We start from the raw sequence: 21,185 nt of genomic DNA, 5'->3' as shown, positions 1-21,185 counted from the left end.
TCGGTAACATCGGCGCGGCCGGGCTGCGCCGGCCGTGCCTGACGCCGGTCGCGGAAAATACCGGACCATCGGTACGAATACTTATTAAAAGTCTGATAATAGTCGATATTCTGGTCTATTTGTGAAGCGTGTTATGGTAAAAATAATCACCGGGTAAGCACTGATTTTTCCCAGAACGACACAAGACTGGCGGTGAAGCGGCGCCATTCATCCGCTCGGTTTGCCGGCGCTTCCGGCGCGGCGGACCATCAGTGCCCCGATGCGTTCCAGTCGTATGGCAAGGTGGAAAGCGGCTTCCTCCTTCCATGGCGGCGCGATGATCTGCACGCCGATGGGAAGGCCTGCCACGGCCACGGGTGCGGTGAGGACGGGCAGACCGATGAAGCTGATGGGCTGGGTATAGAGGCCCAGATTGGCGCGCACCGGGATTGTTCTGCCATCGACCGTTACCGAGGCCTGGCCGATCTCCGGCGCTGTGGTGAATGTGGCGGGCGCGAGGAGAAGATCGTGCTCGGCGAACAGCTTGGCGGCCTGATCGCGGAACCATGTCCGCACGCGCTGCGCCTGGAGGACGGCCGCGGCTGGAAGTAGCGCGCCCGCGAAAAGGCGGTCGCGCGTCGCCGGGTCGAAATCCTGCGGGCGGGTGCGTAATCGCTCGCTGTGCAATTGCCCACCCTCGGCGGCGGAGATCGTGAAGGCAGCTGAGCGCGCCGCTTCAGCGCCGCGCAGGTCGACAGTGCGGTCGGCTCCGGCTGCGGCCGCGATCCGGTCCATCGCCTCGGCGACCTCGGTGGTCATCACCGAGGCGAACCAGCCGCCGAGGCGTGCCACGCGCAGCGGTCGGCCATTATCGGCCAGCGCCGCGACCGAGGCGGCGGGCGGCATGTCCAGCATGGCTGGATCTTCCGGGTCATGGCCTTGCATCGCATCGAAGGCGTGGGCAAGGCCGTCGAGGCTCGCTGCGAAATGGCCGGTGTGATCGAGGCTGGCAACGAAGGGAAAGGCGCCGCGCCGCGAAAGGCGCCCGAAAGTAGGCTTCAAGCCATAAACGCCGCAGAGCGAGGCCGGGATGCGGATCGAGCCGTTGGTGTCCGATCCCAGTGCGACGTCCACCAGTCCTGCCGCCACCGCCGCTGCCGAACCGCCCGATGATCCGCCGGCGATCCGCGCGGGATCGTGCGGATTTCGCGTCGGCCCGTAATGATGATTCTCGGTGGAAAAGCCGTAGGCGAACTCATCCATGTTGAGTGTGCCGAGCAACGCGGCGCCCGCGCTGCGCAGCCGTTCCACCAGAAAGGCGTCACGCGCTGCGGGCGGTTCATCCTTGAGAATGATCGATCCGGCCAGCGTCACCTCACCCGCAATGTCGAACAGGTTCTTTACGGCGAAGGTCAGGCCGGCGAGCGGAGCGCCCGTCCGGTCGGCCCGGTCGGCGTCGGCCAGCGCCCGTTCGGGCTGGACGGAAGTGAAGCAGTTGAACGCGGCGTCCCGATCGGCGATCGCGGCGAGGCTGCGCAGCACTGCCTGGCGTGCGAGGCCGCTCATGGGCGAAACATCGGCGCAGGATCGACCGCGTCAGGCAATTCAATCCCGGAAAAGGCTAATATATGATCGGCCAGAATATCGAGCCATTGCGCCACGCTTTCGGCATAGGCGTCCGGTACGTCCAGCGGCGCCATTGCGGCGATGCGTTCGGCGAGTTCGGGCTGGAGGCTCATGCCTGCTTCACCGCATCGATGACATCGGGCGACGCGGCGACGAAGCCGAAGCATTGGCGGATGTTGTAGAGCGTCGCTTCGGCGCAGAAGCCGGGCGATGTCGTCGCGCTGCAATCCTCCAGCAGCACGCAGTCATAGCCCCGGAAACTCGCGTCCTGGAACGTGCATAGCACGCACTGGTCGAGATTTACCCCCGCGAAGAGTAGCGTCGTAACGCCAAGGTTCCGCAGGATCGCGTCGAGATGCGTTTCCCAGAAGCCCGACATGCTGAACTTGGCGACGTGAATGTCGCCGGCGGTATCGCCAAACTCATCGAGGATCGCCGCGGCCCAGCTACCGGCCTGCAACACCGGTGCGCCATTGGCAAGCGGATTGCCGAGGCCTGTGCCGGTGCCCGAAGCATTGTAGACATGGAGGGTCGAGGGCCCCAGGTTCAGAAGGTCTGGCCGGTTGCCCCAGTTGACCCAGACGACGGGAATATTGGCGTTGCGGGCCTCTGCCAGCATCGCATGTATCGGCGCGATCAGCCTTTGTCCGGGCGACACGTCAACGCCGATCGAGGCAAGCCAGCCGTCGGCGTGACAGAAGTCATTCTGCATATCGACGATGACAAGCGCCGTGCGGGCAAGGTCGAGCCGGATATGCTGCGGCGTTGCCGGGATCGCCACGGGTCGCGGGACGCGTGGCGTGCGGACGAAATCCACGGCGGCTTCATTGACGCGCCACTGGTTGTGCGGGGCGCTGCCGAGCGGGTGCATCACGGCCATCACGCGGCCTTGAGGCCGGTCAGCGTAACGAGGTCCTCGGCATCCAGTTCTACCCGCTCCCCGGCGCGGATCAATTCGGCGAAGCCCTCGTTCGGCACCATGAAGGTAAGCGTGTAGAGCTTCGCCGCGCCGGTGTTGACGACGACATGCTCGGCGCCCGGCCGTAGCATCAGCGCGTCGCCGGGCGTGATGCGCCGGACGGTGTCGCCGCAATGCGCCTCACCCTCGCCCGAAATGACGTAGAAATATTCATGGGCATGCGCGTGGCTGTTGGGCGGGGTCCGTCCGCCGACCGCAAATATCTCCACGACGCACACCGGTTCGATCCCGTCGGCCAGCGGATCGAACAGGAGAGCGAAATAGTTGCTATCGCCGGGGGCGATTCGCCGCGCTTCCACATCGCGGACCGAGCGGGCTAGCATCATCTCATACATAGTCCTGGTTTTCCTGTTGGGTGGTCTGCCCTTGAGCCATCGAAAGGTGCAGCAGCGATCCGTCCGCGCCGCCGGTGATGATCCCGATCGTGATGAGCCGTGCCTCGCTCCGGGGAGCATCGGCCGGCCGGCGTCCGGTGCCGGGATTGACCGGATAGGCCGGATAGGCGGCGGCGGCGATCGAGAGGCGAAGCCGCTCACCGGGGCGCAGCGTGGCGCAGGTCTTGCGCAGCGACACGGCGATGCGATCCCCCGCCCGGTGATCGAGCAGGGAGCGATGGCCTTCGGCGATCTGGGTCACCCTTCCTCGCGCGTCGATGCGCGAGAGAACGCAGGCAAGATCAAAGGCCGGGCTGTCGCAGGCCACGGCAAGATCGGCGCCGACTTCGCCGAACAACGCCAGCGAATCTTCAAGCGGAGCCGTGGTGAAGGTGAGCACGTCGGTACGATTGTCTACCTTAGCGCGGTAGACAGGTCCCGGCGGTGTGCCGAATGCGCCGCCCACGCTCGGTGCCGGCCGCCAGGGATCGTGGACAAGGTACTCAATGCAAGTCTCTCCGGGAGCCGGCCCAAGTGTTGCGCTTGTTCCGTCAACCGAGGCAATGCCTTCCCCACCCAGATGGAAGGTCGTCCGCTCCTCCGGCCAGATGTCGCCCGTCCGCCATTCGCAGGTACCCATGTCGAATAGCGAGATCGGCGGCGAGAGTTCGACGTTGGCATCGTCCATGAGCCAGCGCCGGAACCAGCGGACTTGGGCATGGTCGACGGGGCTGACGGCGGCGGACCCGAAATCGCGATCGGCCACGGAGCGGTCCCACGGAAAATGCGTCCAGGGGCCGATCATGAGCGCGCCGCCGAGTGCATCGAAGCCCGCGAGCGTGCCCGGCAGATGGGTGTCGAACCAGCCGCCGACGAACAGCGCCGGAACACCGCCCGCGCGCAGTTCCGCGAGCGCGGCGCTCGGTGAGACGGCGGACCAGTAGGGATCGCTGGCGGGGCGTTCCAGCCAGTCGTGATAGTGCCCGAGCGCGCGGTGGCGTTCGAGCACCGGCGGCCGCGCGTTGACGGGGGCATTGAGCGGGAGCGCGCGCGATGCGGCGAACAGCTCCTCCCACGCCGCCATCTCGCCACGATGCTCGGCGGTACCCGCCGCCATCTGGATACCCCAGCTGATGTTGGACGCGAGGCGCAGCGCGCCGTCCTCGCTCGCCCAGTCGGCGAACAGGTCCCAACCGATCATCGCGGGCGCCATGGCCCTCAGCGCGGGCGGACGCAGTCCAGCCGCGAGAAGCTGGTTGGTGCCCTGATAGGAAAACCCATAAAGACCGACCCGCCCATTGGAACGCGGCAGCGCAGCGGCCCATTCGATCGCCTCGGCGCCATCGCGTGCCTCATGGACAAAGGCGGTAAATTCGCCCTCGGAGGTGCCGCGTCCTCGCACATCCTGGATAACTACGATGAAACCCTGGCGTGCGTACCAGGCGGGGTGCGCGTAGCATAGCGCCGAGCCGAGTCGCCGGCCGTAGGCCTGCCGCATCAGGAGCACCGGCGCATCCTCCTCGCCAAGCGGCATCCAGATGTCGGCGTCCAGCCGCACTCCGTCCGAAGTCAGCATCGATGCCTGGACGAGGCCGGGAAGAGCGCCTTCGCCGGAGGACGCAATGGTCTTGTGCGGCATGGTCCGGTCGAGCACGGCTATAGCGTCTCTGACGGCATGAACGTACGCATCTTGCCGGGGTTGAGAAGCCCTTGGGGATCGACATCGTGCTTGAACCCGAGCTGGTCTCCGGGCAGTCGCTTGTAACGGCTACCGTCCTCGACAGTGTAGACATGAGGATTGGCGACGGGCGCGCCCGCGTTCTCGAAAATCGCGATCAGCTCGGCGAGCCTCTCTTCGCCGGTGTAGCGAATGACGGGCAGGCTGTTCATCACATGACCGCCGTCGAAGCCGATGAACTCGACATGCCACATCACTTCGTCGCCCAGCCGCGTGCGTAGGCCGTGGAGTATTTCGGGCGTGGGGAAGATAGTCTGCAGATAGGTGTGGCCGCGCTCGCGCCGCAGGACGTGCTGGGTCGCGTGATTGAAGCCGAGTTCGTAGATCGGGAGGGATGGGCCTTCTTCCCCTCCCGAAGCGCGTTCCAACGTGACGCGGCCATTGTGCGCCGCCGCCAGTTCGTGCGCCGCGACAAGGCCCGCCGGCGCGACCATCAGCGCGGCGATGGCGCTGCCTTCGGGAATATAGGGAACATAGGGTCGGAAATAACGCGCCTGGCGGTCATCCGAGATCGAGCACAGACGCTTCTGCACGCCTTGGGCCTTGCACATCGCGTGGCCAAAGGCGATTGCATCCTCGAACTGTTCGAAGGTCACGAGCAGGTCATGCCAGTCGACGGCCGGTTGCACCGGCAACGCCAGTCGGACGAGCAGGCCGGTCGTCCCGAAGGTGCGATTGATGAGGTTGCATTGGCTGCCGGTCAGATCGATCAGGCGGGGCGTGTCCTCTACCGTAACGAGGCTGGTGCCGATCAGGTTGCCGGGTTCGCGCAGACCGCCCCAGGTGACCGAACCAACGCCGCCGGTCCCGCCCGAGACGAAGCCGCCGACGGTCGCCGTTTCCCAGGTGGAGGGAAACATGCGCAGTTCATGACCCCGCGCGCGTAGCGCCTGCTCCAGCGCGTGAAGCGTCATGCCAGCCTCGACCGTGACGACACCGTCCGCAACCTCGATCAACCGGGCAAGGCCGGTCATGTCGATCACCGCTCCGCGTCTTAGTGGAACGGCCTGCCCGTAATTGCCGGTCCCGCCGCCGCGCGGCGTCAGCGGAACGCCAGTGCGCGCGCTGGCCGCGGCGACGGTCATGACCTCATCGACGGAGCGGGGAGAGACGATCACGTCAGCTTCGCAGTCGTGAAGCAGCGCGGACAGCACCGGGCTGAACCAGAAATAGTCCTTGCTCTTGCGCTTGAGATCGGCAGGCGCCTGGCTCCACGGCACATCGCCTAGTTGGTCGAGGAAACCGGCGAGGTTCATGCGGTTGCGGCCTGTGAAATAGCGGCCGGAGCGCCGATGCGCTCGACCGGATAGCGCGCGACCTCGTGGAGAAGGGCAATGAAGCGCGCAGCAGCATGATCGGCGACCAGCTTGCCGCGCTCAGCGTCTGCGGCGGCGGCGTTGCCACATGCACCTTCGGGGTTCAGGTCCTGAATCTGCCAACCGAAACCGACCTTGCCTTCCGGCGTCAGGATGTCGAAGTCAGCCTGCATCGTCTTGCTCAAGGAAACGAAGTTCCGCGCCTTCGCCATGTCGACAAGGTCAGGGCGCAAGTGCAGCATCAGCGAAGTCTCGATCTCGCCGCCATGGATGCCATGGGCACATTCCTCTGCCGAGAAGAGCCCCGGAGGCATGCCCATCTTCGACCACGCGGCATTGACCACGAACATGCCTAACTCAACCCGTAGCGTTCGTGCGACGATGTCCATGATCTGAGGCTGGCCGCCGTGCGAATTGAGCAGGACGAGCCGTCGGATGCCTGCCCTACGAACGGATCGGCCCAGTTCCAGGAGCAGATCCGTCAGCACCGAAGCCGGAAGACTCAGCGTGCCGGGGAAGGCGAGATGCTCATCGCTCTTGCCGACTGACTGGATCGGCAGGGCCACGACGGGCAGTTCTGCCGGGGCTTCGCTCAGAGCCTGCGAGAGCAGGCCCTCGTTGATGCAGCTATCGACATAGACCGGCAGGTGGGGTCCGTGCTGCTCGATGGCGCCCACCGGCAAGATCGCAATGGTATTGGCGGGCAGGGCCTGAAAAGCGGATGACGGCATGTCGCGCCAGAGGCGGGCCGGGTAAAAGTGGGGCGGCATTGCAAATTATCCTTTCTTGCCGGGCCCGCCTCACGGTAAAGCTTCCTTGCACTGAAAAAAGCATCGATTTGCGACCGCGGTGATGCCTTTTTTCGCCAACAGAGGGAGTCGCTACCTTGTTGCACGGACGTATGCTGCGGTACCTGGATGTCGTTGCCCGCGTGGGGACGATCCGAAAGGCTGCGGCGCAGCTCCACATCGCGTCGTCCGCGATCAACCGTCAGATCATCGCGCTGGAAGAGGAACTGGGCGAACCGCTGTTCGAGCGTATGCCGCGCCGCATGCGCCTGACTGCCGCCGGCGAAGTCCTGATCCAGCATGTGCGCGAAACGCTGAGGGCCCACGAGCAGACGATGCAGCAGATCGAGGCCATGAAGGGGCTCAAGCGCGGTGCCATCACGCTCGCAACCACGCTCGGGCTGTCGGCAGGGCCGATGTCGCAGATCATCAGCGATTATGTCGATTCCTATCCGCGTGTGCGTGTGCGAGTTTCGAGTGCGGTGACCGAGGGGATAGCCAACGCGGTCATGAACGGCGAAGCGACCCTTGGGCTAGCGTACAGCATACCGCCGAGACCGGGGCTCAAAACCCTGTTCGCGGTGGACCTGCCTTTGGGCGCAATCGTCGCGGCCGGCCATCCTTTGGCGAGCCGCGACCGGCTTCGCCTCAGCGAACTTCTGGACTATCGGCTCGTAATCGCGGAGCCGGGCATGAGTCTGCGCACCGTGATCGATGTGGCTTTCAGCCGCTTCGAGGCGGTTGCCCCGGTGCTGGAGACCAATTCTGTTGAACTGATGCGCAATTTCGTTGCGGCTTCGGATGCGGTCGCGCTTCTCAATCCGCTCGACGTCGTGACGGAACTGGCTTCGCAGCGCCTCGCCTTCATACCTCTGGATGATGAAAATCTCCACCCGCAGACCCTAAGGCTCATTTCGCGCTCAAACGATCCGCTCGACTCGATCGCCAGCCACTTTGCCCAGCATCTGATCGAGCGCGTGACAGCACTTGCCGGGGACGTTGCGGATGCGCGTATCGGATAGTTTTGCAAGAAACAGCCCGGTCAGACTGCTGCCATAAAGGCAGCGCACACGACGCAAAGTGATGCTTTTCTTGTAGAGAAGTTTTCATATCCTGCGTGTGTCTGCCAGTTAAGGGGAGCGCGTGGTGATGACGAGTCCAGCAGGTGTTCAAACGATCACGCCTCACTTGTCGCAGGCGCGGGAAAGTGTCCCCTCGGCAAGACCGGCCGTGGCGCTCTGCGCGCTGGCGATGGTGGCCGAAGGCTTCGACACCTACTCCGTGGGCTATGCGGCCCCGATCATCATACGCGAATGGGGCGCCAGCCCAACGATGATCGGCAACTTGTTCGCCGCCAGTGTCGTCGCTTCGGCGATCGGCACGATGGGCATTGGCGTGATCGCCGATCGATTCGGCCGAAAGCCTTGCCTGATCGTCGCCCTCGTGGTCTTTGGCCTTGCTACGCTGATCACCGCGCATGTCGCCAATATGGCTGAACTGGCGGCTGTGCGCATTTTGTCGAGCCTGGCGCTAGGTGCCTCGGTGCCGAGCGCCATCGCACTGGCATGCGACGCGGTTACCCCGTCGCGGAGGGCGGCGACGGCGGCCTTGCTGTCCGCCAGCATTGCCATCGGCATAGTCGCCTCGGGTCTGGCGGCGGCGGCACTTGTGCCGGACCACGGCTGGCAGTCGCTGATGTATGTCGGCGGGCTGTTCGCCCTGGTGCTTGCGCTGCCGATCCTGAAACTCGTGCGCGAGCCCGTCCATGAAGCGACCGCAGCTCTGGGACCTTCGCATAATGTTGGAGCGCTGTTCGCTCCTGTTTACCGGCGTGCGACCCTCGTCCTCCTGTTCGTCATGACGACGATCTACGCGACTTCCTTCTTCTTCAACTTCTGGCTGCCTTCCCTGCTGCTGCGGCACGATCCCGATATGCAGAAGGTCGCACTTGCCAACGCGCTCGCGCAAACATTCAGTCTTGCTGGAGCGCTCCTCACCGGTTGGGCTATGGACCGCAACGGATTGCGGGCTCTAGCCGCGATCTTTGCCGTAACCGCGATCGTGTTGACCGCAGCGGTCGGCCTTCCCGGCAGCTTCGTGGGTCTGGTGCTTGGCTGCTGCTGCATCTGTTTGTGCATCAATGGCGCTTTCGGCGGCGCTCTTGCCGCGCCGGTACAGGTCTATCCCCAGGAGATGCGGGCAACCGCGCTGGGGTTCACGATCGGCCTCGCGCGCCTGATCGGTGGCAGTCTGGGCCCGCTGGCCGGGGGCTGGCTGCTCGCCTGGAACCTGCCGACAATAGCGGTTGCGGTCGCTTTCGGGCCCTTCCTGCTGTTGAGCGCAGCGGCGCTATTTCTCTATGCCCGGCGAGCCTGATGCGCGGCGCTGCCTGCCAACGAAATGTAACGCGCCGATCCGCATGGCGAACCAGCGCGTCCTTTCTTTTGCGAAGACGGTCAATAGCCGTATGAGCGGCGGAACATCTCGCGGACATGCTCGCCCGCCGTGCAGGTGGCGAAGCGGCGAGGCCGGTCGGCATTGATGCAGGACGGGATCGGATCGATCACGGCGTCGCTGCGCGGGCTGTAGAAAAAGGCGAGCGAATAGCGATCCGCTGCGCCGTGATTGTTCCGGACCCGGTGGAAGTTCGAGGCATAGCGTCCGTTCGTCCAGCGCATCATCAGGTCCCCCAGGTTGACGACGAACGTACCGGGAATCGGATCGGCCCTGACCCACGTCCCGTTGACGTCGCACACCTCCAGTCCACCAAGCGAATCCTGCGCCAGCAGGGTGATGCCGCCCCAGTCGGTATGCGCGCCAGCGCCGATCTGGTTGAACTCCGCATCGGCCTTTTGCGGCGGATAGCGCAGCATCCTGAGCTTGGCTTCGGCACCGGCATAGTACGGCGCGAACCAGTCCGCCCGTAGCTCGAGCGAGAGCGCGATCTGTTGCAGAACCCGGTCGCCCAGAAGCTGCAAGGCATCGCCATAGACCAGGGTCTGCTCGCGGAATCCGGGGAGATCCGGCCATTGATTGTGGCCGGATGTCCGGGCCTGCGTGCGCGCGTTCTCGGCGGGAAGGTTCGTGGTGCAGTAGAAGCTTTCCTTGAGATCGACGGGCGCTAAGTCGCCGCCATCCTCCTGGCTGTCGAGTATCTGCGCGCCGATCGGCTCGAAGCCGGCACCGGCGGGGGAGTTCTTCATGTGAAGTGCTTGTTTTTCGGCAAGCGGCGTGTCCAGCACCGCCTTGGCCGCGGCGAACTGCCGCGCGATCAATTCCTCTGGAACGCCGTGACCGGCGATGTAGAAAAAACCGATCTCGCGGCAGACCTTGCCTATCGCCTTCCCCACCGCCGCCGGAGGCCCCGAAATGTCGATTACCGGGATTACCGCGGCAGGCCTTGGTGGCGTGTAGATGCGCATGATCTTCCTCAGAACTTCTTGGTGAAGGACAGGCCGTAAGTGCGCGGCATGTTGTAGACCGTGTTCACCGCCGAGCCGTTCTGGAACGTGCTGTTTGTATATTCGTCGTTGGTCAGGTTCTTCGCCCAGAGCGACGCGGTCCAGCCCGTTTCCGGCATGATGAGCTGCAGTTGGGCATTGACGAGCGTCGCGTCGCTGTCGATCCGGTAGATCGGCGTGTTCTCCGTATTGGTGAAAACGCTGCTCTGGCGGTGGACAGATCCGCTCAGCGACATGTCGAGATCATCGGTGACAGCCCAGCGATAGCGGGCTGAGGCCGAGCCGGTGAAGGTCGGCGCATTCGCGAAGCGGTTGCCCGCCGGGAAATTCACGCCGCCGCTGGTGAAAGCTCCGACCCAGCTATCGATAAGCCCACCGTCAAAGCGCAGCTCCATTCCGCGCACCGGTCGCACCGCCAGTTCGAAGTCCACGCCCTTGATATGGGCGTCGGACAGGTTGGCGAAGCGGTTGACGAGGAGGTTGCCGACCAGCTGCTGCTGGTTGGTCTGCATGTCGTTGTACTTGTAATAGAACAGGCTGGTAGTGAGGCTGACCAGATTGTCCCAGAGGTTCTGTTTCCAGCCGATTTCGAACGCATAGAGGTGTTCGCCCTTGTACGGCAGGAGCTGCGAGGAGTTCGTCGCGACCGCAGGGGCTATGAAGCCGCCGCTCTTGAAGCCGTGCGTGATGCTACCATAGATCAGTGTGTCGCGGCTTGGCTTGTAGTTGACGCCGACCTTCCAGGACACGGCATCCTGTTTTATAGAGTCGTCCATGAAGGCTTGGTTGACGTCCCCGACGTCGACGACGCCGTTCTTGTTGACGTCCTTCCAGGTGCCGCCGATCTTGCTGTTGAATTCGTGGATGTAGCGTGCCCCGGCGGTGAGTTGCAGCGTAGGGGTCACGTTCCAGTCAAGTTGAGCATAGGCTTGCGCCGTACGCGTGTCGGCGCTGTTGGTGCCGATGAAGTTGCCGTTCTGGATCGGAGCGATGGTGTAGGTCGGGTTATTGGTGTTCGCCGTCGAAAGATAGACACCGCCCATCCACTCCAACGGGCGAGTGCCGGTCGAGGCGATCTGCAGGTCCTGCGACCACTGCCAGGTACGCTGGTCGAGAATTGCCGTCTGCTCGGTAATCGGCAGCGCGTCGGACTTGATGTAATTTTCCTGCCAGTGGAGATAGCCGGTGGTCGAAGTGACCGCAAAACCATCGCCGCGCCAAGTCGCAATCAGCGTACCGGTATAGGCCTTGCCTTTCACGGTCCATGGATCGTTCTCGCTGATCGTATGGACATCGGTGGAGGTGCGCAGCGCGCCGAAGAGCGAAGCGCAAGTGTTGCCGAAATCGATCTGGTTGGCCAGCGATACTGGACAGAAAGGCGTCGTGGCTCCCGGCGCGCCGCCAGGGACGTGACGGCCAAAGGCGGTGAAGGCGCCCGGCTCGTCGTCCTCGTGCTGATACCCGAAGATGCCCCGCAGCGTCAGGCTGTCCGTCGCTTCCCACTTTAGCTGCGCGCGTACGGCCGCCTGGTGGATCTGGCCAATATCATGGCCACCGGGGTAAAGGTTGTTGATCCAGCCGTCGTACATTTGCCGCGTTCTGACCGAGATGCGCGCGGTGAGTCCCTTGCCGATCGGCCCACTGATGGCTCCTTCGCCTTCGAAAGCGCGGTAATTGCCGAGGCCGCCGGTCAGATAGCCGGACAAGGTATCTGTCGGCTGGGCTGAGCTAACCGTGACGGCTCCCGCCGTGGCATTGCGGCCATAAAGCGTCGATTGCGGGCCCTTCAGGATCTCGACGCTCTGAACGTCGAAGAACTGCTGGCTGATCGTGCCGATGTTCGGGCTGTAGACGCCATCGAAATAGACGGAGGTCGACGGATTGCTGGCAACGGTGAAGTCGTTCATGCCGACGCCGCGGATGGTGATCACCGGCTGGCCGCCGCCGGGCCGGATTTCACGGACCTCGACGTTGGACGTCAGCTGCTTGAGCTCGCCGATGCGCTCGACGCGCTCCACCTTGAGGCGTTCTTCGGAAATCGCCGTCACGTTGATGCCGACGTCCATGGTCGATTGCTCACGCCGCTGAGCGGTAACGACGATCTCGCCGGCACCCGCGTCGGAAGCTTCATCCGCATTTGCGGATGCATCCGCGGCATGCGCAGCAGCGGGAAGCAGCAACAGCATCGGCAGCAGCGATGCGCCGGTGCGGAAACGGTTTCTGATATGTCCGGTATTGAAGATCGTCATGATATGGTCCCCCGAAGAGCCGGCATGGTTGTGCCAGCGATGTTGAGCACGGCCCCTCCCGGACCTCTCCCCAGACGTTTGTCGGGCGCACCAGGCCGATGCTCCTGCTCCGATCACGCGGTGTTGCTGCTGCTCATACAATCGCAGTCTGTGCGCACTTAAAAGAACCGTTTTTGCTCAATATTGATGCTAAAAAGGGGACGCAGGGGATGTCGCTTGATCAAGCGACCTATTCCGCGCTTTGCCGGACCAGGTTTCTATTGCTGCCTTTGAAGCATCGCAACAGACGCATAACGATGCTTTTTGCACAGTGGCGACGCTGATAGCTCGGATGCGCTACCGGAAAGGACCAGTACGCCGCCATGATGATCGACGAACCTGAAACTCATGCCGAGATCGCCGCGCTGGTCGAGCGCTACGAAGATGCGCTTGACCGCAACGACATCGGGGCGCTCGACGCCATGTTCTGGCACTCCCCGCAAGTGGTGCGCTTTGGCGTGGGCGAGAATCTCTATGGCGAGGCCGAAATCGCGGCGTTCCGTCGGCAGCGCCAAGGAGGATCGCCGCCGCGCACGGTGCGCAGGATCGCGATCACCACGTTCGGGCGCGACTTCGCCGTCGCCAACGTCGAGTTCCAGCGCCTTGGCGGCGAGACGATCGGCCGGCAAAGCCAGAGTTGGGTCCGTTTGCCAGAGGGTTGGCGCATCGTTGCCGCGCATGTCTCGCTGATGGGGCAGACCTCCTGATGCTGCACACGCCACGTGCCTATCGCGGGATGGTTACCGCGCCGCACCACCTGGCGAGTCAGGCTGGCCTCGACATTCTCAAGGATGGCGGCACGGCCGTCGAAGCGTGCGTTGCGGTCGCGGCGACGCTGGCGGTAGTCTATCCGCACATGACCGGCATCGGCGGCGACGGCTTCTGGCTGATCGCCGAGCCGGACGGAACGGTGCGCGCGATCGATGCCTGCGGGAAAGCCGCTTCCGGGGCCGACCTCACGCTTTACGCAGGGCATACGGTCATCCCTTGGCGCGGACCGCTCGCCACGAATACGGTGGCGGGCACTGTCTCGGGCTGGGAAGCAGCGCTGGCCGGGGACAGCGGGATGTTGCCGCTTGACCGCTTGCTGCGCGCTGCCATTGCGCTCGCCGGCGATGGCGTGGCGATAACGCGCGGCGGTGCGAATGTTGCGGCAGCCAAGGGCGATGAACTTCGCTACCAGCCGGGCGCTTACGCCGCCATCTTCGAGCCGGAAGGCAGGCCGCTCCGCGAGGGCGATCGGCTGCGACAGCCTGCGCTCGGCGAAACCCTGGCAAGACTGGCGCGCGACGGGCTCGGCAGCTTTTACCGCGGTGAGCTGGGGTGTAGCATCGCTGCCGACCTTGCCGCGCTGGGCAGTCCGGTCACGCAGGACGATCTGGCCCGGCACACGGCTTCGCATGTCGCTCCGCTTAGTCTGTCCATCGGCGGTGCGCGTCTCTACAACATGCCACCGCCGACGCAGGGCATCGCCTCGCTGCTGATCCTGGGCCTGTTCGACCGGCTCGAGGCTGGCGGCCCAGATGAATTTGCGCACATTCACGGGCTGATCGAAGCGACCAAGCAGGCCTTTATCTGGCGCGATGCGCATTGCAGCGATCCGGCCTACATGACGGTCGATGCCCAGGCGTTGCTCGACGATGGCGCCGCCCTTGACACCATGGCGGCGCGCATCGATCCGGCCCGCGCATTGCCGTGGCCGCACCCCTCGGCGCTGGGCGACACGACCTGGTTCGGGGCGGCGGACGCGCGGGGGCAGGTCGTCAGTTGCATCCAGTCCACCTATTTCGAATTCGGCTCAGGCATCGTGCTGCCCGGCAGCGGCATCACTTGGCAGAACCGGGGCGCGTCCTTCCGTCTTGCAGCCGATGGCTGGAATGCGCTGAAACCTGGCCGCAGGCCTTTTCACACATTGAACCCGGCCCTTGCCCGCTTCGATGACGGGCGCGTCATGGCCTATGGGACGATGGGTGGCGAAGGTCAGCCACAAACACAAGCGGCGCTGTTCACTCGCTATGCCCGCTATGGTGCGCCGTTGCAGGAAGCGTTGTGCGCACCACGCTGGCTTCTCGGCCGGACCTGGGGCGAGGAGAGCACGACGCTGAAGCTGGAAGCCGGCTTTGATGCCGGCCTCGTCGCGGCTCTGACAAAGGCGGGGCATGAAATCGAACCGGTTGCACCGCTCAATTCCGTCATGGGTCATGCCGGTGCAATCGTTCGCCATCCCGACGGGATGATCGAAGGCGCCGGGGACCCGCGCTCCGACGGCGCGGTCGCGGCCTGGTGACCTGCTTCCCCATCATGTTTTGCAACAGGACATATCGATGATCGTGCGCATAATCGGCTTATTTGAACCGCTCGTCCTCGCGCTGGTGGGTACGGTGCTGCTGGCGTCGCTCCTGCCCGCGCACGGAGCGTTCGTCCCGGTCATGGACGGGTTTGCGGACGCCGGTATTGCGCTGCTGTTCTTCCTGCACGGGGCCAAGCTGTCGCGGGAAGCCATCCGCGAAGGCGCGCGCAACTGGAAAGTGCACATCGCCGCACTGGCGACGACGTTCCTGCTGTTTCCCCTGTTTGGCCTTGCCTTCACCGCCGTACCGCTCGGCCTGGGGCCGCTGGCCGCCGGCTTGCTGTTCCTGACGTTGCTGCCCTCGACCGTCCAGTCCTCCATCGCCTTCACGGCCGTGGCGAGAGGCAATGTGGCGGCGGCGGTCTGCAGCGCATCCTTCTCCAATCTGCTCGGCATTTTCCTGACGCCGTTGCTGGTCGCGCTGCTGATGTCAGGCGCGGCCGGGCAAGGCGGCATTTCCCTGGGGACGCTCGAATCGATCGTGCTGCACTTGCTGGTGCCCTTCTTCGCCGGGCATCTCCTGCGCCCTGTGATCGGCAGCTTTGTCGCTCGGCACAAATCGCTCCTCTCCTATGTCGATCGCGGTTCGATCCTTCTTGTCATCTACAATTCCTTCGGAGCAGCGGTGCGGGAGGGGTTATGGCACCGCGTTTCCCCAATGGCGTTGCTCGTCGTCGCTCTGCTCTGCTGTCTGTTGCTGGCGCTGGTGCTCCTCGCCACGCGGGCAATGGGCCAGGTCCTTGGTCTCGCCCGGGAAGATCTGGTCGTCCTGCAGTTCTGCGGGTCGAAGAAGAGCCTCGCATCGGGAGTGCCCATGGCGGGCGTGCTGTTCCCGGCCGCGCAAGTGGGTCTGGTTATCCTGCCCCTGATGGTCTTCCACCAGATCCAGTTGATCGTATGTGCATTTCTGGCGCGCCGTTATGCAAACGAGAGTCGGGCTACTTATGGCGAACCTGCCCGCGCCGAAGCGTGAGGTGTGTGTCCATGCATCAGCCAGCATCCGGATTTCACGCAAGCCCTGCTGGGATATCGGACCTCAGAAGTTTAGGCCTGTGCATCCGTGCTAACCAGAAGTCGCGTTCGCCATGTGCCTTTTCTCGTAAGGTGTATCCGCTGCCTTAACCTTCCCGCTAACACTATAGGAAAACCGGCGGGGAACCGTCCTTGGCTGCTTGGCTCCTCCTCAGGCCGGATCGCTTTTTTGCCAAAACTGGCAGGCTTCGAAATAGCAGAAGCAAAAAACCTTGTGACCCATCGCCGAAAAGTAATCATCGGACAATCACGAGATGCCGAAGGAATTTTCCTTATTTGCGCATGGTTAAGCCGGAAATCGCAGTAATCCGATGGGTTCTTATATTAACGACGTTGAAATTTCATATACCAGACTTCATGGCCAAGGCTGCGCGCCTTGGCTTCGTAGCGGGTTTCGGGCCAGCCGCCGGGGCGGTTCTGAAAATCCCGGGGGGTGCTGGCCAGCCATTCAAAATCGGGATGGCCGTTCATCACCATCAGCGCCCAGCGCAGATAGACGGGGTGATCCGTGCCGAAGCGGAATTCGCCGCCGGGCTTGAGCTTTCGCGCGATCATCGCAACGGGGCCGGGGTTCATCATCCGGCGCTTGGCATGGCGGGCCTTTGGCCAGGGGTCGGGATGGAGCAGATAGACGAAGCTGAGCGCACCGTCCGGTATCCGGCTCAGGACCGAGAGCGCGTCGCCCATATGGAGGCGGACATTGCCCAGCGCCTGGTCGCGGACATGGCCGAGCGCCGTGACGACGCCGTTCAGAAAGGGTTCGCAGCCGATGAAGCCATGATCGGGCAGCAGGTCCGCGCGATAGGCGAGATGTTCGCCGCCGCCAAAGCCGATCTCGAAATGCAGCGGGCGATCATAGCCGAACAGGCCAGCGGCGGTGACTTCCCCCTCCTCCGGCACGGAAAGGGCCGGCAAAAGGGTGTCGACCAGTTCCTGCTGCCCCTTGCGGAGCTTGTGCCCGGATTGGCGGCCGTAGAGGCGGTTGAGCGTGGTGGGATCGCCGGATTTATGCGCAGTCATGCGCGGCCCGATAGAGCATTTTCGAGGCGAACGAAATCACCCCGCGGATAAAGATGCGGGGTCGATCGAAATGGGAGGGCGCGGCAAGAAGATCGAGGCGCAATGGGGCGCCTCCTGTCCCCGGTGTTGAGGAGGTTGGGCCGGGGACAGGAGGCTCAGGCCTGACGCCGTGGGCGGGCGCCGGCTTGTTCCTTGGGGTGCGAGGGATCGGGTGCCGCGTTCGATGAGGGTCGGCGCGGAACCCGTCAGGTCATTTGCACTTTGTGAAGCGGCCTTTGGCGTCCTTGCACGGTCCCTTCTTGGCAACCGGCTTGGGCGGACATTTGACGAACTTTCCCTTCGCGTCCTTGCAGGGTGCGGCGAGCGCTGGGGCGGCGCTGCCAACCACGAGAGCAAGGCCGAGGAGGGCGGAAGTCAGTGACCTGGTCATCGCATTCCCCTTGGTAAGAGGGTTGCCGGACCCGACAGGGGTGCGGGTCCGACGCCCTGTTTATGGGCGTTTTGCAGGCGGCATGCCAATGAACTTTTCGTCATGTTGCCGCAATGCGAGGCGGGCGTCAGCGCGCGCCGGAGCACGCGATTCCGATGCCTTCCTGCTGCATCATGGCCGCGGCGCGTTCCGTGGCGACGCGGGTATCGTCGGCCAGCTTCTTGACCTCGCCCGCGACGACCGCGAAGCCGCGCCCGGCCTCGCCGGCGCGGGCAGCCTCGATCCGGGCGTTGAGGGCGAGCATGTTGGTCTGGGCCGCGATTCCCCGGATGGTGGAGACGATGTCGGCCAACTGGTCCATGGTCCTTTGCAGCGCGTTCTTCTGCCGCTCCAGATCATGCTGAAGGCGGTGGCTGTCGGCGAGGCGGTGGCGGGCCTCCTGCTCCTGCCGGACCTGGCGGGTGATGTCGGTGGCGATCTTGACCACCTTGAGCGGCGTGCCGTCGGCTTGGAAGACGGGATTATAGGTCGCCTGCAACCAGATTTCGCGACCGTGGCGGTCGCGGCGGTCATAGGCGCCCGCGTCGAATGAGCCGGAGCCGAGTTTCCGCCAGAAATCGGCATAATCCTGCGAAGCGGCATGGTCCGGCGCGCAGAAGATCCGGTGGTGCTGGCCGACGACCTCTTCGAGCTGATAGCCCATCAGGGACAGGAAATTTGCATTGGCGGTCAGGATCGTGCCGTCCAGCGCGAACTCTATCACCGCCTGGCTGCGGTTGAGGGCGGTCCAGGCGGCTTCGGCGCCGCTGGTGCCATATGAGAGGGAAGAGGCCAAACCATGTCTCCTTGATCCATCGCGCGCTAGGCCAGGCATGGTTAAGGAAAGGTAAGGGCATAAGAAGAAGGGGCTGCCGGGCGACCGGCAACCCCTTTATCGGCATGGCCTTTTCAGCGCGGTTAAAGTGCGGCCTTGAGCTTTTCCACCAGATCGGTGCGTTCCCAGGGGAAGAAGTCGCCCTCCGCCTTTCGTCCGAAATGGCCATAGGCGGCGGTGGGCTGATAGATCGGCTTGTTGAGGCCCAGATGGGTGCGGATGCCGCGCGGGGTGAGGCCGCCCAGTTCCTTGATGTTCCTGATCGCCTGCTCGATCCGGTCGTCGCCGACCGTTCCGGTGCCGTGGGTGTCGACATAGAGGGACAGCGGTTCCGACACGCCGATGGCGTAGGCAAGCTGGATCGTGCAGCGGCGGGCGAGGCCGGCGGCGACGATGTTCTTCGCAAGATAGCGGGTGATGTAGGCGGCCGAACGGTCGACCTTTGTCGGGTCCTTGCCGCTGAAGGCGCCGCCACCATGGGGCGAGGCGCCGCCATAGGTGTCGACGATGATCTTGCGGCCGGTAAGGCCGGCATCGCCGTCCGGGCCGCCGATCTCGAAGCTGCCGGTCGGGTTGATGTGGTAGACGGTCTCGTCGGAGAGCAGGTTGCCGGGCAGGACTTCGGCGATGACGCCCTTCACGTAATTTTTGAGTTCCGCTTCCTTCGCGCCCTCGTCATAGCCCTTGGCGTGCTGGGTCGAGACGACGATGGCGGTGGCCGCGGCAGGCTTGCCATTTTCGAAGCGCAGCGTCACCTGGCTCTTGGCGTCGGGTTCCAGGAAGGGGGCGCGGCCGCTGTGGCGGTCGGCGGCCATCTTCGCCAGGATCTTGTGGCTGTAGTCCAGTGTTGCGGGCATGAGGTCGGGCGTTTCGTCGCAGGCGAAGCCGAACATGATGCCCTGGTCGCCGGCGCCCTCATCCTTGTTCCCGGCCGCGTCCACGCCCTGCGCGATATGCGCGGACTGGGCGTGCAGATTGTTTTCGAAGCGGAAGCTTTCCCAATGGAAGCCGTCCTGTTCATAGCCGATGCGCTTCACCGTTTCGCGTACGGCGCTCTCAATCTCTTCCTGCGCGCCGGGCGCCCATTCGCCATCTTCATAGACGCCCTTGCAGCGGATTTCGCCCGCCAGCACGACGAGTTGCGTCGTGGTCAGCGTTTCGCACGCGATGCGGGCTTCCGGATCCTTCGACAGGAAGAGGTCGACAATGGCATCGGAAATCTGGTCTGCGACCTTGTCGGGATGGCCTTCGGAGACGGATTCCGAGGTGAAGAGATAGTTGTTGCGCATGGGACTCCCGTTAGCACGCTGTTTGAGCAGGCGACATAAAGAAAAGTTTATGTGGCTATTAGCGGGTCGTTCTGCGGGTGGCAATGGCCAGCAGGATAAGCACGGCCATGAAGGCGAAAGGCGCCAGGTTGCCGAGGCGGGAGAAAAGCGTCGGCGGCAGCGCGGGGGGCAGTGCGGTGTCGATATAGCCTGCCCGATGATGGCCGATGCTGTTCAATATATGGCCGCGGGCATCGACCACCGCGGAGATTCCGGTGGGGGTGGAGCGGACGACGGGAATGCCCTCCTCCAGCGCGCGGAGGCGGGCCTGCGCCAGATGCTGGACGGGCCCCCAGCTGCCGAACCAGGCGTCGTTGGAGGGGTTGAAGAGGAAGTCGGGACGGTGCGCCTTGTCCACCACCTGACCGGAGAAGATGATTTCGTAGCAGATCTGGCCGCCCATGCTGAGCTGCGGACGGCCAAGGGTGGCGGGCAGGGTCAGGTTTTGCGGGCCGGGGCCGGGCCAGAAATCGACATCGCCGGGGACAAGGCGGGAGAGGCCGAGCGGCTGGAGGATGTTCCGCATCGGCAGATATTCGCCATAGGGGACAAGATGGGACTTGTCGTAGCGGCCCAGCAGGCGGGCGCCGCTATCCACGACGAACAGGCTGTTGTTGGCGCCGGCGAGCGCGTTTTCCGCGATCCCGTCTTTCGCGACCTGCTTGAAATAGACCTTGGTGGCGCCGGTCATCAGGAGGTCGCCGGGGCCGAGCAGGGCCGCCAGCCGGGCGCGCCATTCCGGTTCCATGTCGAGATAGGCGGGAATGGCGGCTTCCGGCCAGAAGATCAGGCGCGGTGCGGGGCGCGGCGTGCCCGACAGGGCGGCGAGGGTGCGGAAATGGGCCTGTTCGAGTTCGGGCGAATATTTTTCGTCCTGGCCGATATTGGGCTGGACCACGCGAATGCGCGGCGCGCCGGCCGGAGTGGGCGGCGCGGGGGATAAATTCCCCCAGAGGGCGAGTGCGCAGAGCGGTGCGGCGATGGCGGCGGCGGGCCCGATCCGACGGCGAAGGGCGAGGAGGAGCGCGCCGGATGCGAGGATGGCGAGCGCGCCCAGGCCATAGGTGCCGATCAGCGTGGCGGCGATCGCCATGCCGGTGGGGAGGAGGATGACGCCCAACGGGTTCCAGGCGAATCCGGTGAAGACGGTCGCGCGGAGATATTCGGAGGCGAGCCAGGTGGCGGCCAGGAAGAGGATGAGGGGAAGTGCGGCCCGTTCCTGGTTGCGCCAGAGCATGGCGGTCCGTACCCGGTGCCTGAGCCACCAGGCGGCGAGCGTCGCCAGGCCGGGATAGACGGCCAGATAGAGGGACAGGAGGAAAACCGCGCCATAGCCGAACCAGTGGGGCATCGCGTCCTGGAAGGTGAAGGCATGGGCGATCCAGTTGAGGCCCAGGGTGAAATGGCCGACGCCGAACAGCCAGCCGCGCATGAAGGCGCTGCGGCGGTCGGGGGCCTGTTCGATCAGGACGATGAGCAGCGCGAAGCAGGCCAGGGTGAGCGGCCAGAGGTTCAGCGGTTCGAAGCCCGTGGCCGCCAGGCATCCGGCGAGCAGGGCGGCGAGTTTCGGCACGCGGGACGGAATCTGCCTCATGCCGCCGC

The 21,185-nt window shown here is 64.2% G+C and carries 18 protein-coding genes; 5 read left to right on the top strand and 13 right to left on the bottom strand.

Features of this window, described 5'->3' with window-relative positions:
* Positions 1–207: 207 nt before the first annotated feature.
* From MRBLMA1_RS04975 to MRBLMA1_RS04945, 7 genes are read right to left on the bottom strand one after another with little or no spacing between them, the layout of a single operon-like run.
* On the bottom strand, positions 208–1,545 hold the full coding sequence (locus tag MRBLMA1_RS04975) for an AtzE family amidohydrolase (protein WP_363735315.1): 1,338 nt from the start codon (positions 1,543–1,545) through the stop codon (positions 208–210).
* A complete protein-coding gene (locus MRBLMA1_RS04970) occupies positions 1,542–1,718 on the bottom strand; it encodes a hypothetical protein (RefSeq protein ID WP_363735314.1) in 177 nt (58 codons plus the stop codon). The genes MRBLMA1_RS04975 and MRBLMA1_RS04970 overlap by 4 nt, the downstream gene beginning before the upstream one ends.
* Complete coding sequence (locus tag MRBLMA1_RS04965) at positions 1,715–2,485, bottom strand: cysteine hydrolase family protein (RefSeq protein ID WP_363735313.1); 771 nt, start codon at positions 2,483–2,485, stop codon at positions 1,715–1,717. Before MRBLMA1_RS04965 ends, MRBLMA1_RS04970 begins: the two co-directional genes overlap by 4 nt.
* The gene (locus MRBLMA1_RS04960; RefSeq protein ID WP_363735312.1) at positions 2,485–2,919 is read right to left on the bottom strand and encodes a cupin domain-containing protein; all 435 of its coding nucleotides are present in this window, start codon (positions 2,917–2,919) and stop codon (positions 2,485–2,487) included. Before MRBLMA1_RS04960 ends, MRBLMA1_RS04965 begins: the two co-directional genes overlap by 1 nt.
* On the bottom strand, positions 2,912–4,612 hold the full coding sequence (locus MRBLMA1_RS04955; RefSeq protein WP_363735311.1) for a CocE/NonD family hydrolase: 1,701 nt from the start codon (positions 4,610–4,612) through the stop codon (positions 2,912–2,914). Before MRBLMA1_RS04955 ends, MRBLMA1_RS04960 begins: the two co-directional genes overlap by 8 nt.
* 2 nt (positions 4,613–4,614) lie before the next feature.
* A complete protein-coding gene (locus MRBLMA1_RS04950) occupies positions 4,615–5,952 on the bottom strand; it encodes an FAD-binding oxidoreductase (protein WP_363735310.1) in 1,338 nt (445 codons plus the stop codon).
* The gene (locus tag MRBLMA1_RS04945; RefSeq protein ID WP_363735426.1) at positions 5,949–6,743 is read right to left on the bottom strand and encodes a creatininase family protein; all 795 of its coding nucleotides are present in this window, start codon (positions 6,741–6,743) and stop codon (positions 5,949–5,951) included. Before MRBLMA1_RS04945 ends, MRBLMA1_RS04950 begins: the two co-directional genes overlap by 4 nt.
* 155 nt (positions 6,744–6,898) lie before the next feature.
* Here MRBLMA1_RS04945 and MRBLMA1_RS04940 point away from each other — a divergent pair, with 155 nt between their 5' ends.
* Together MRBLMA1_RS04940 and MRBLMA1_RS04935 are read left to right on the top strand one after the other, a co-directional pair.
* Complete coding sequence (locus MRBLMA1_RS04940; protein WP_363735309.1) at positions 6,899–7,822, top strand: LysR family transcriptional regulator; 924 nt, start codon at positions 6,899–6,901, stop codon at positions 7,820–7,822.
* A gap of 127 nt (positions 7,823–7,949) precedes the next feature.
* Positions 7,950–9,176, top strand: a complete 1,227-nt coding sequence (locus tag MRBLMA1_RS04935; RefSeq protein WP_363735308.1) for an MFS transporter — start codon at positions 7,950–7,952, stop codon at positions 9,174–9,176.
* Between the two features lie 80 nt (positions 9,177–9,256).
* Here MRBLMA1_RS04935 and MRBLMA1_RS04930 read toward each other — a convergent pair whose 3' ends face one another.
* Positions 9,257–10,222, bottom strand: a complete 966-nt coding sequence (locus tag MRBLMA1_RS04930; RefSeq protein WP_363735307.1) for an isopenicillin N synthase family dioxygenase — start codon at positions 10,220–10,222, stop codon at positions 9,257–9,259.
* Between the two features lie 8 nt (positions 10,223–10,230).
* On the bottom strand, positions 10,231–12,651 hold the full coding sequence (locus MRBLMA1_RS04925) for a TonB-dependent receptor (RefSeq protein WP_363735306.1): 2,421 nt from the start codon (positions 12,649–12,651) through the stop codon (positions 10,231–10,233).
* Positions 12,652–12,872: 221 nt separating this feature from the next.
* Here MRBLMA1_RS04925 and hpxZ point away from each other — a divergent pair, with 221 nt between their 5' ends.
* The 3 genes from hpxZ to MRBLMA1_RS04910 are packed head-to-tail and all read left to right on the top strand — an operon-like array spanning position 12,873 to position 15,872.
* Positions 12,873–13,256: an oxalurate catabolism protein HpxZ gene (hpxZ, locus tag MRBLMA1_RS04920; RefSeq protein WP_363735305.1), complete on the top strand. Its 384-nt coding sequence runs from the start codon at positions 12,873–12,875 to the stop codon at positions 13,254–13,256.
* Entirely contained in the window at positions 13,256–14,836 is a 1,581-nt protein-coding gene (locus MRBLMA1_RS04915; protein WP_363735304.1) for a gamma-glutamyltransferase family protein, read from the top strand. The genes hpxZ and MRBLMA1_RS04915 overlap by 1 nt, the downstream gene beginning before the upstream one ends.
* A 37-nt stretch (positions 14,837–14,873) precedes the next feature.
* A complete protein-coding gene (locus MRBLMA1_RS04910; protein WP_363735302.1) occupies positions 14,874–15,872 on the top strand; it encodes a bile acid:sodium symporter family protein in 999 nt (332 codons plus the stop codon).
* A 383-nt stretch (positions 15,873–16,255) separates the two neighbouring features.
* Here the strand turns inward: MRBLMA1_RS04910 and trmB are convergent, their stop codons facing one another.
* From trmB to lnt, 4 genes are all read right to left on the bottom strand, one after another.
* A complete protein-coding gene (trmB, locus tag MRBLMA1_RS04905; RefSeq protein WP_363735301.1) occupies positions 16,256–16,951 on the bottom strand; it encodes a tRNA (guanosine(46)-N7)-methyltransferase TrmB in 696 nt (231 codons plus the stop codon).
* A gap of 557 nt (positions 16,952–17,508) precedes the next feature.
* Positions 17,509–18,216 (bottom strand): methyl-accepting chemotaxis protein, encoded by a 708-nt coding sequence (locus MRBLMA1_RS04900; RefSeq protein WP_363735300.1) that lies wholly within the window; start codon positions 18,214–18,216, stop codon positions 17,509–17,511.
* 122 nt (positions 18,217–18,338) lie between these two features.
* Positions 18,339–19,544, bottom strand: coding sequence for a methionine adenosyltransferase (gene metK, locus MRBLMA1_RS04895; RefSeq protein WP_363735299.1), 1,206 nt, complete (start codon positions 19,542–19,544; stop codon positions 18,339–18,341).
* 58 nt (positions 19,545–19,602) lie between these two features.
* Positions 19,603–21,177, bottom strand: a complete 1,575-nt coding sequence (lnt, locus tag MRBLMA1_RS04890) for an apolipoprotein N-acyltransferase (RefSeq protein ID WP_363735425.1) — start codon at positions 21,175–21,177, stop codon at positions 19,603–19,605.
* Positions 21,178–21,185: the final 8 nt, after the last annotated feature.

It is taken from the genome of Sphingobium sp. LMA1-1-1.1 (genome assembly GCF_040676365.1).
GTDB lineage: Bacteria > Pseudomonadota > Alphaproteobacteria > Sphingomonadales > Sphingomonadaceae > Sphingobium.
This window is presented reverse-complemented; position numbering and strand designations above follow the sequence as displayed.

Excerpts from the sequence above, each read along its gene's own strand:
- MRBLMA1_RS04975 (WP_363735315.1), bottom strand. The coding sequence starts at position 1,545 with ATGAGCGGCCTCGCACGCCAGGCAGTGCTGCGCAGCCTCGCCGCGATC.
- MRBLMA1_RS04970 (WP_363735314.1), bottom strand. The coding sequence starts at position 1,718 with ATGAGCCTCCAGCCCGAACTCGCCGAACGCATCGCCGCAATGGCGCCG.
- MRBLMA1_RS04965 (WP_363735313.1), bottom strand. The coding sequence starts at position 2,485 with ATGGCCGTGATGCACCCGCTCGGCAGCGCCCCGCACAACCAGTGGCGC.
- MRBLMA1_RS04960 (WP_363735312.1), bottom strand. The coding sequence starts at position 2,919 with ATGTATGAGATGATGCTAGCCCGCTCGGTCCGCGATGTGGAAGCGCGG.
- MRBLMA1_RS04950 (WP_363735310.1), bottom strand. The coding sequence starts at position 5,952 with ATGAACCTCGCCGGTTTCCTCGACCAACTAGGCGATGTGCCGTGGAGC.
- MRBLMA1_RS04945 (WP_363735426.1), bottom strand. The coding sequence starts at position 6,743 with ATGCCGTCATCCGCTTTTCAGGCCCTGCCCGCCAATACCATTGCGATC.
- MRBLMA1_RS04935 (WP_363735308.1), top strand. The coding sequence starts at position 7,950 with ATGACGAGTCCAGCAGGTGTTCAAACGATCACGCCTCACTTGTCGCAG.
- MRBLMA1_RS04930 (WP_363735307.1), bottom strand. The coding sequence starts at position 10,222 with ATGCGCATCTACACGCCACCAAGGCCTGCCGCGGTAATCCCGGTAATC.
- hpxZ (WP_363735305.1), top strand. The coding sequence starts at position 12,873 with ATGATGATCGACGAACCTGAAACTCATGCCGAGATCGCCGCGCTGGTC.
- MRBLMA1_RS04915 (WP_363735304.1), top strand. The coding sequence starts at position 13,256 with ATGCTGCACACGCCACGTGCCTATCGCGGGATGGTTACCGCGCCGCAC.
- MRBLMA1_RS04910 (WP_363735302.1), top strand. The coding sequence starts at position 14,874 with ATGATCGTGCGCATAATCGGCTTATTTGAACCGCTCGTCCTCGCGCTG.
- trmB (WP_363735301.1), bottom strand. The coding sequence starts at position 16,951 with ATGACTGCGCATAAATCCGGCGATCCCACCACGCTCAACCGCCTCTAC.
- metK (WP_363735299.1), bottom strand. The coding sequence starts at position 19,544 with ATGCGCAACAACTATCTCTTCACCTCGGAATCCGTCTCCGAAGGCCAT.
- lnt (WP_363735425.1), bottom strand. The coding sequence starts at position 21,177 with ATGAGGCAGATTCCGTCCCGCGTGCCGAAACTCGCCGCCCTGCTCGCC.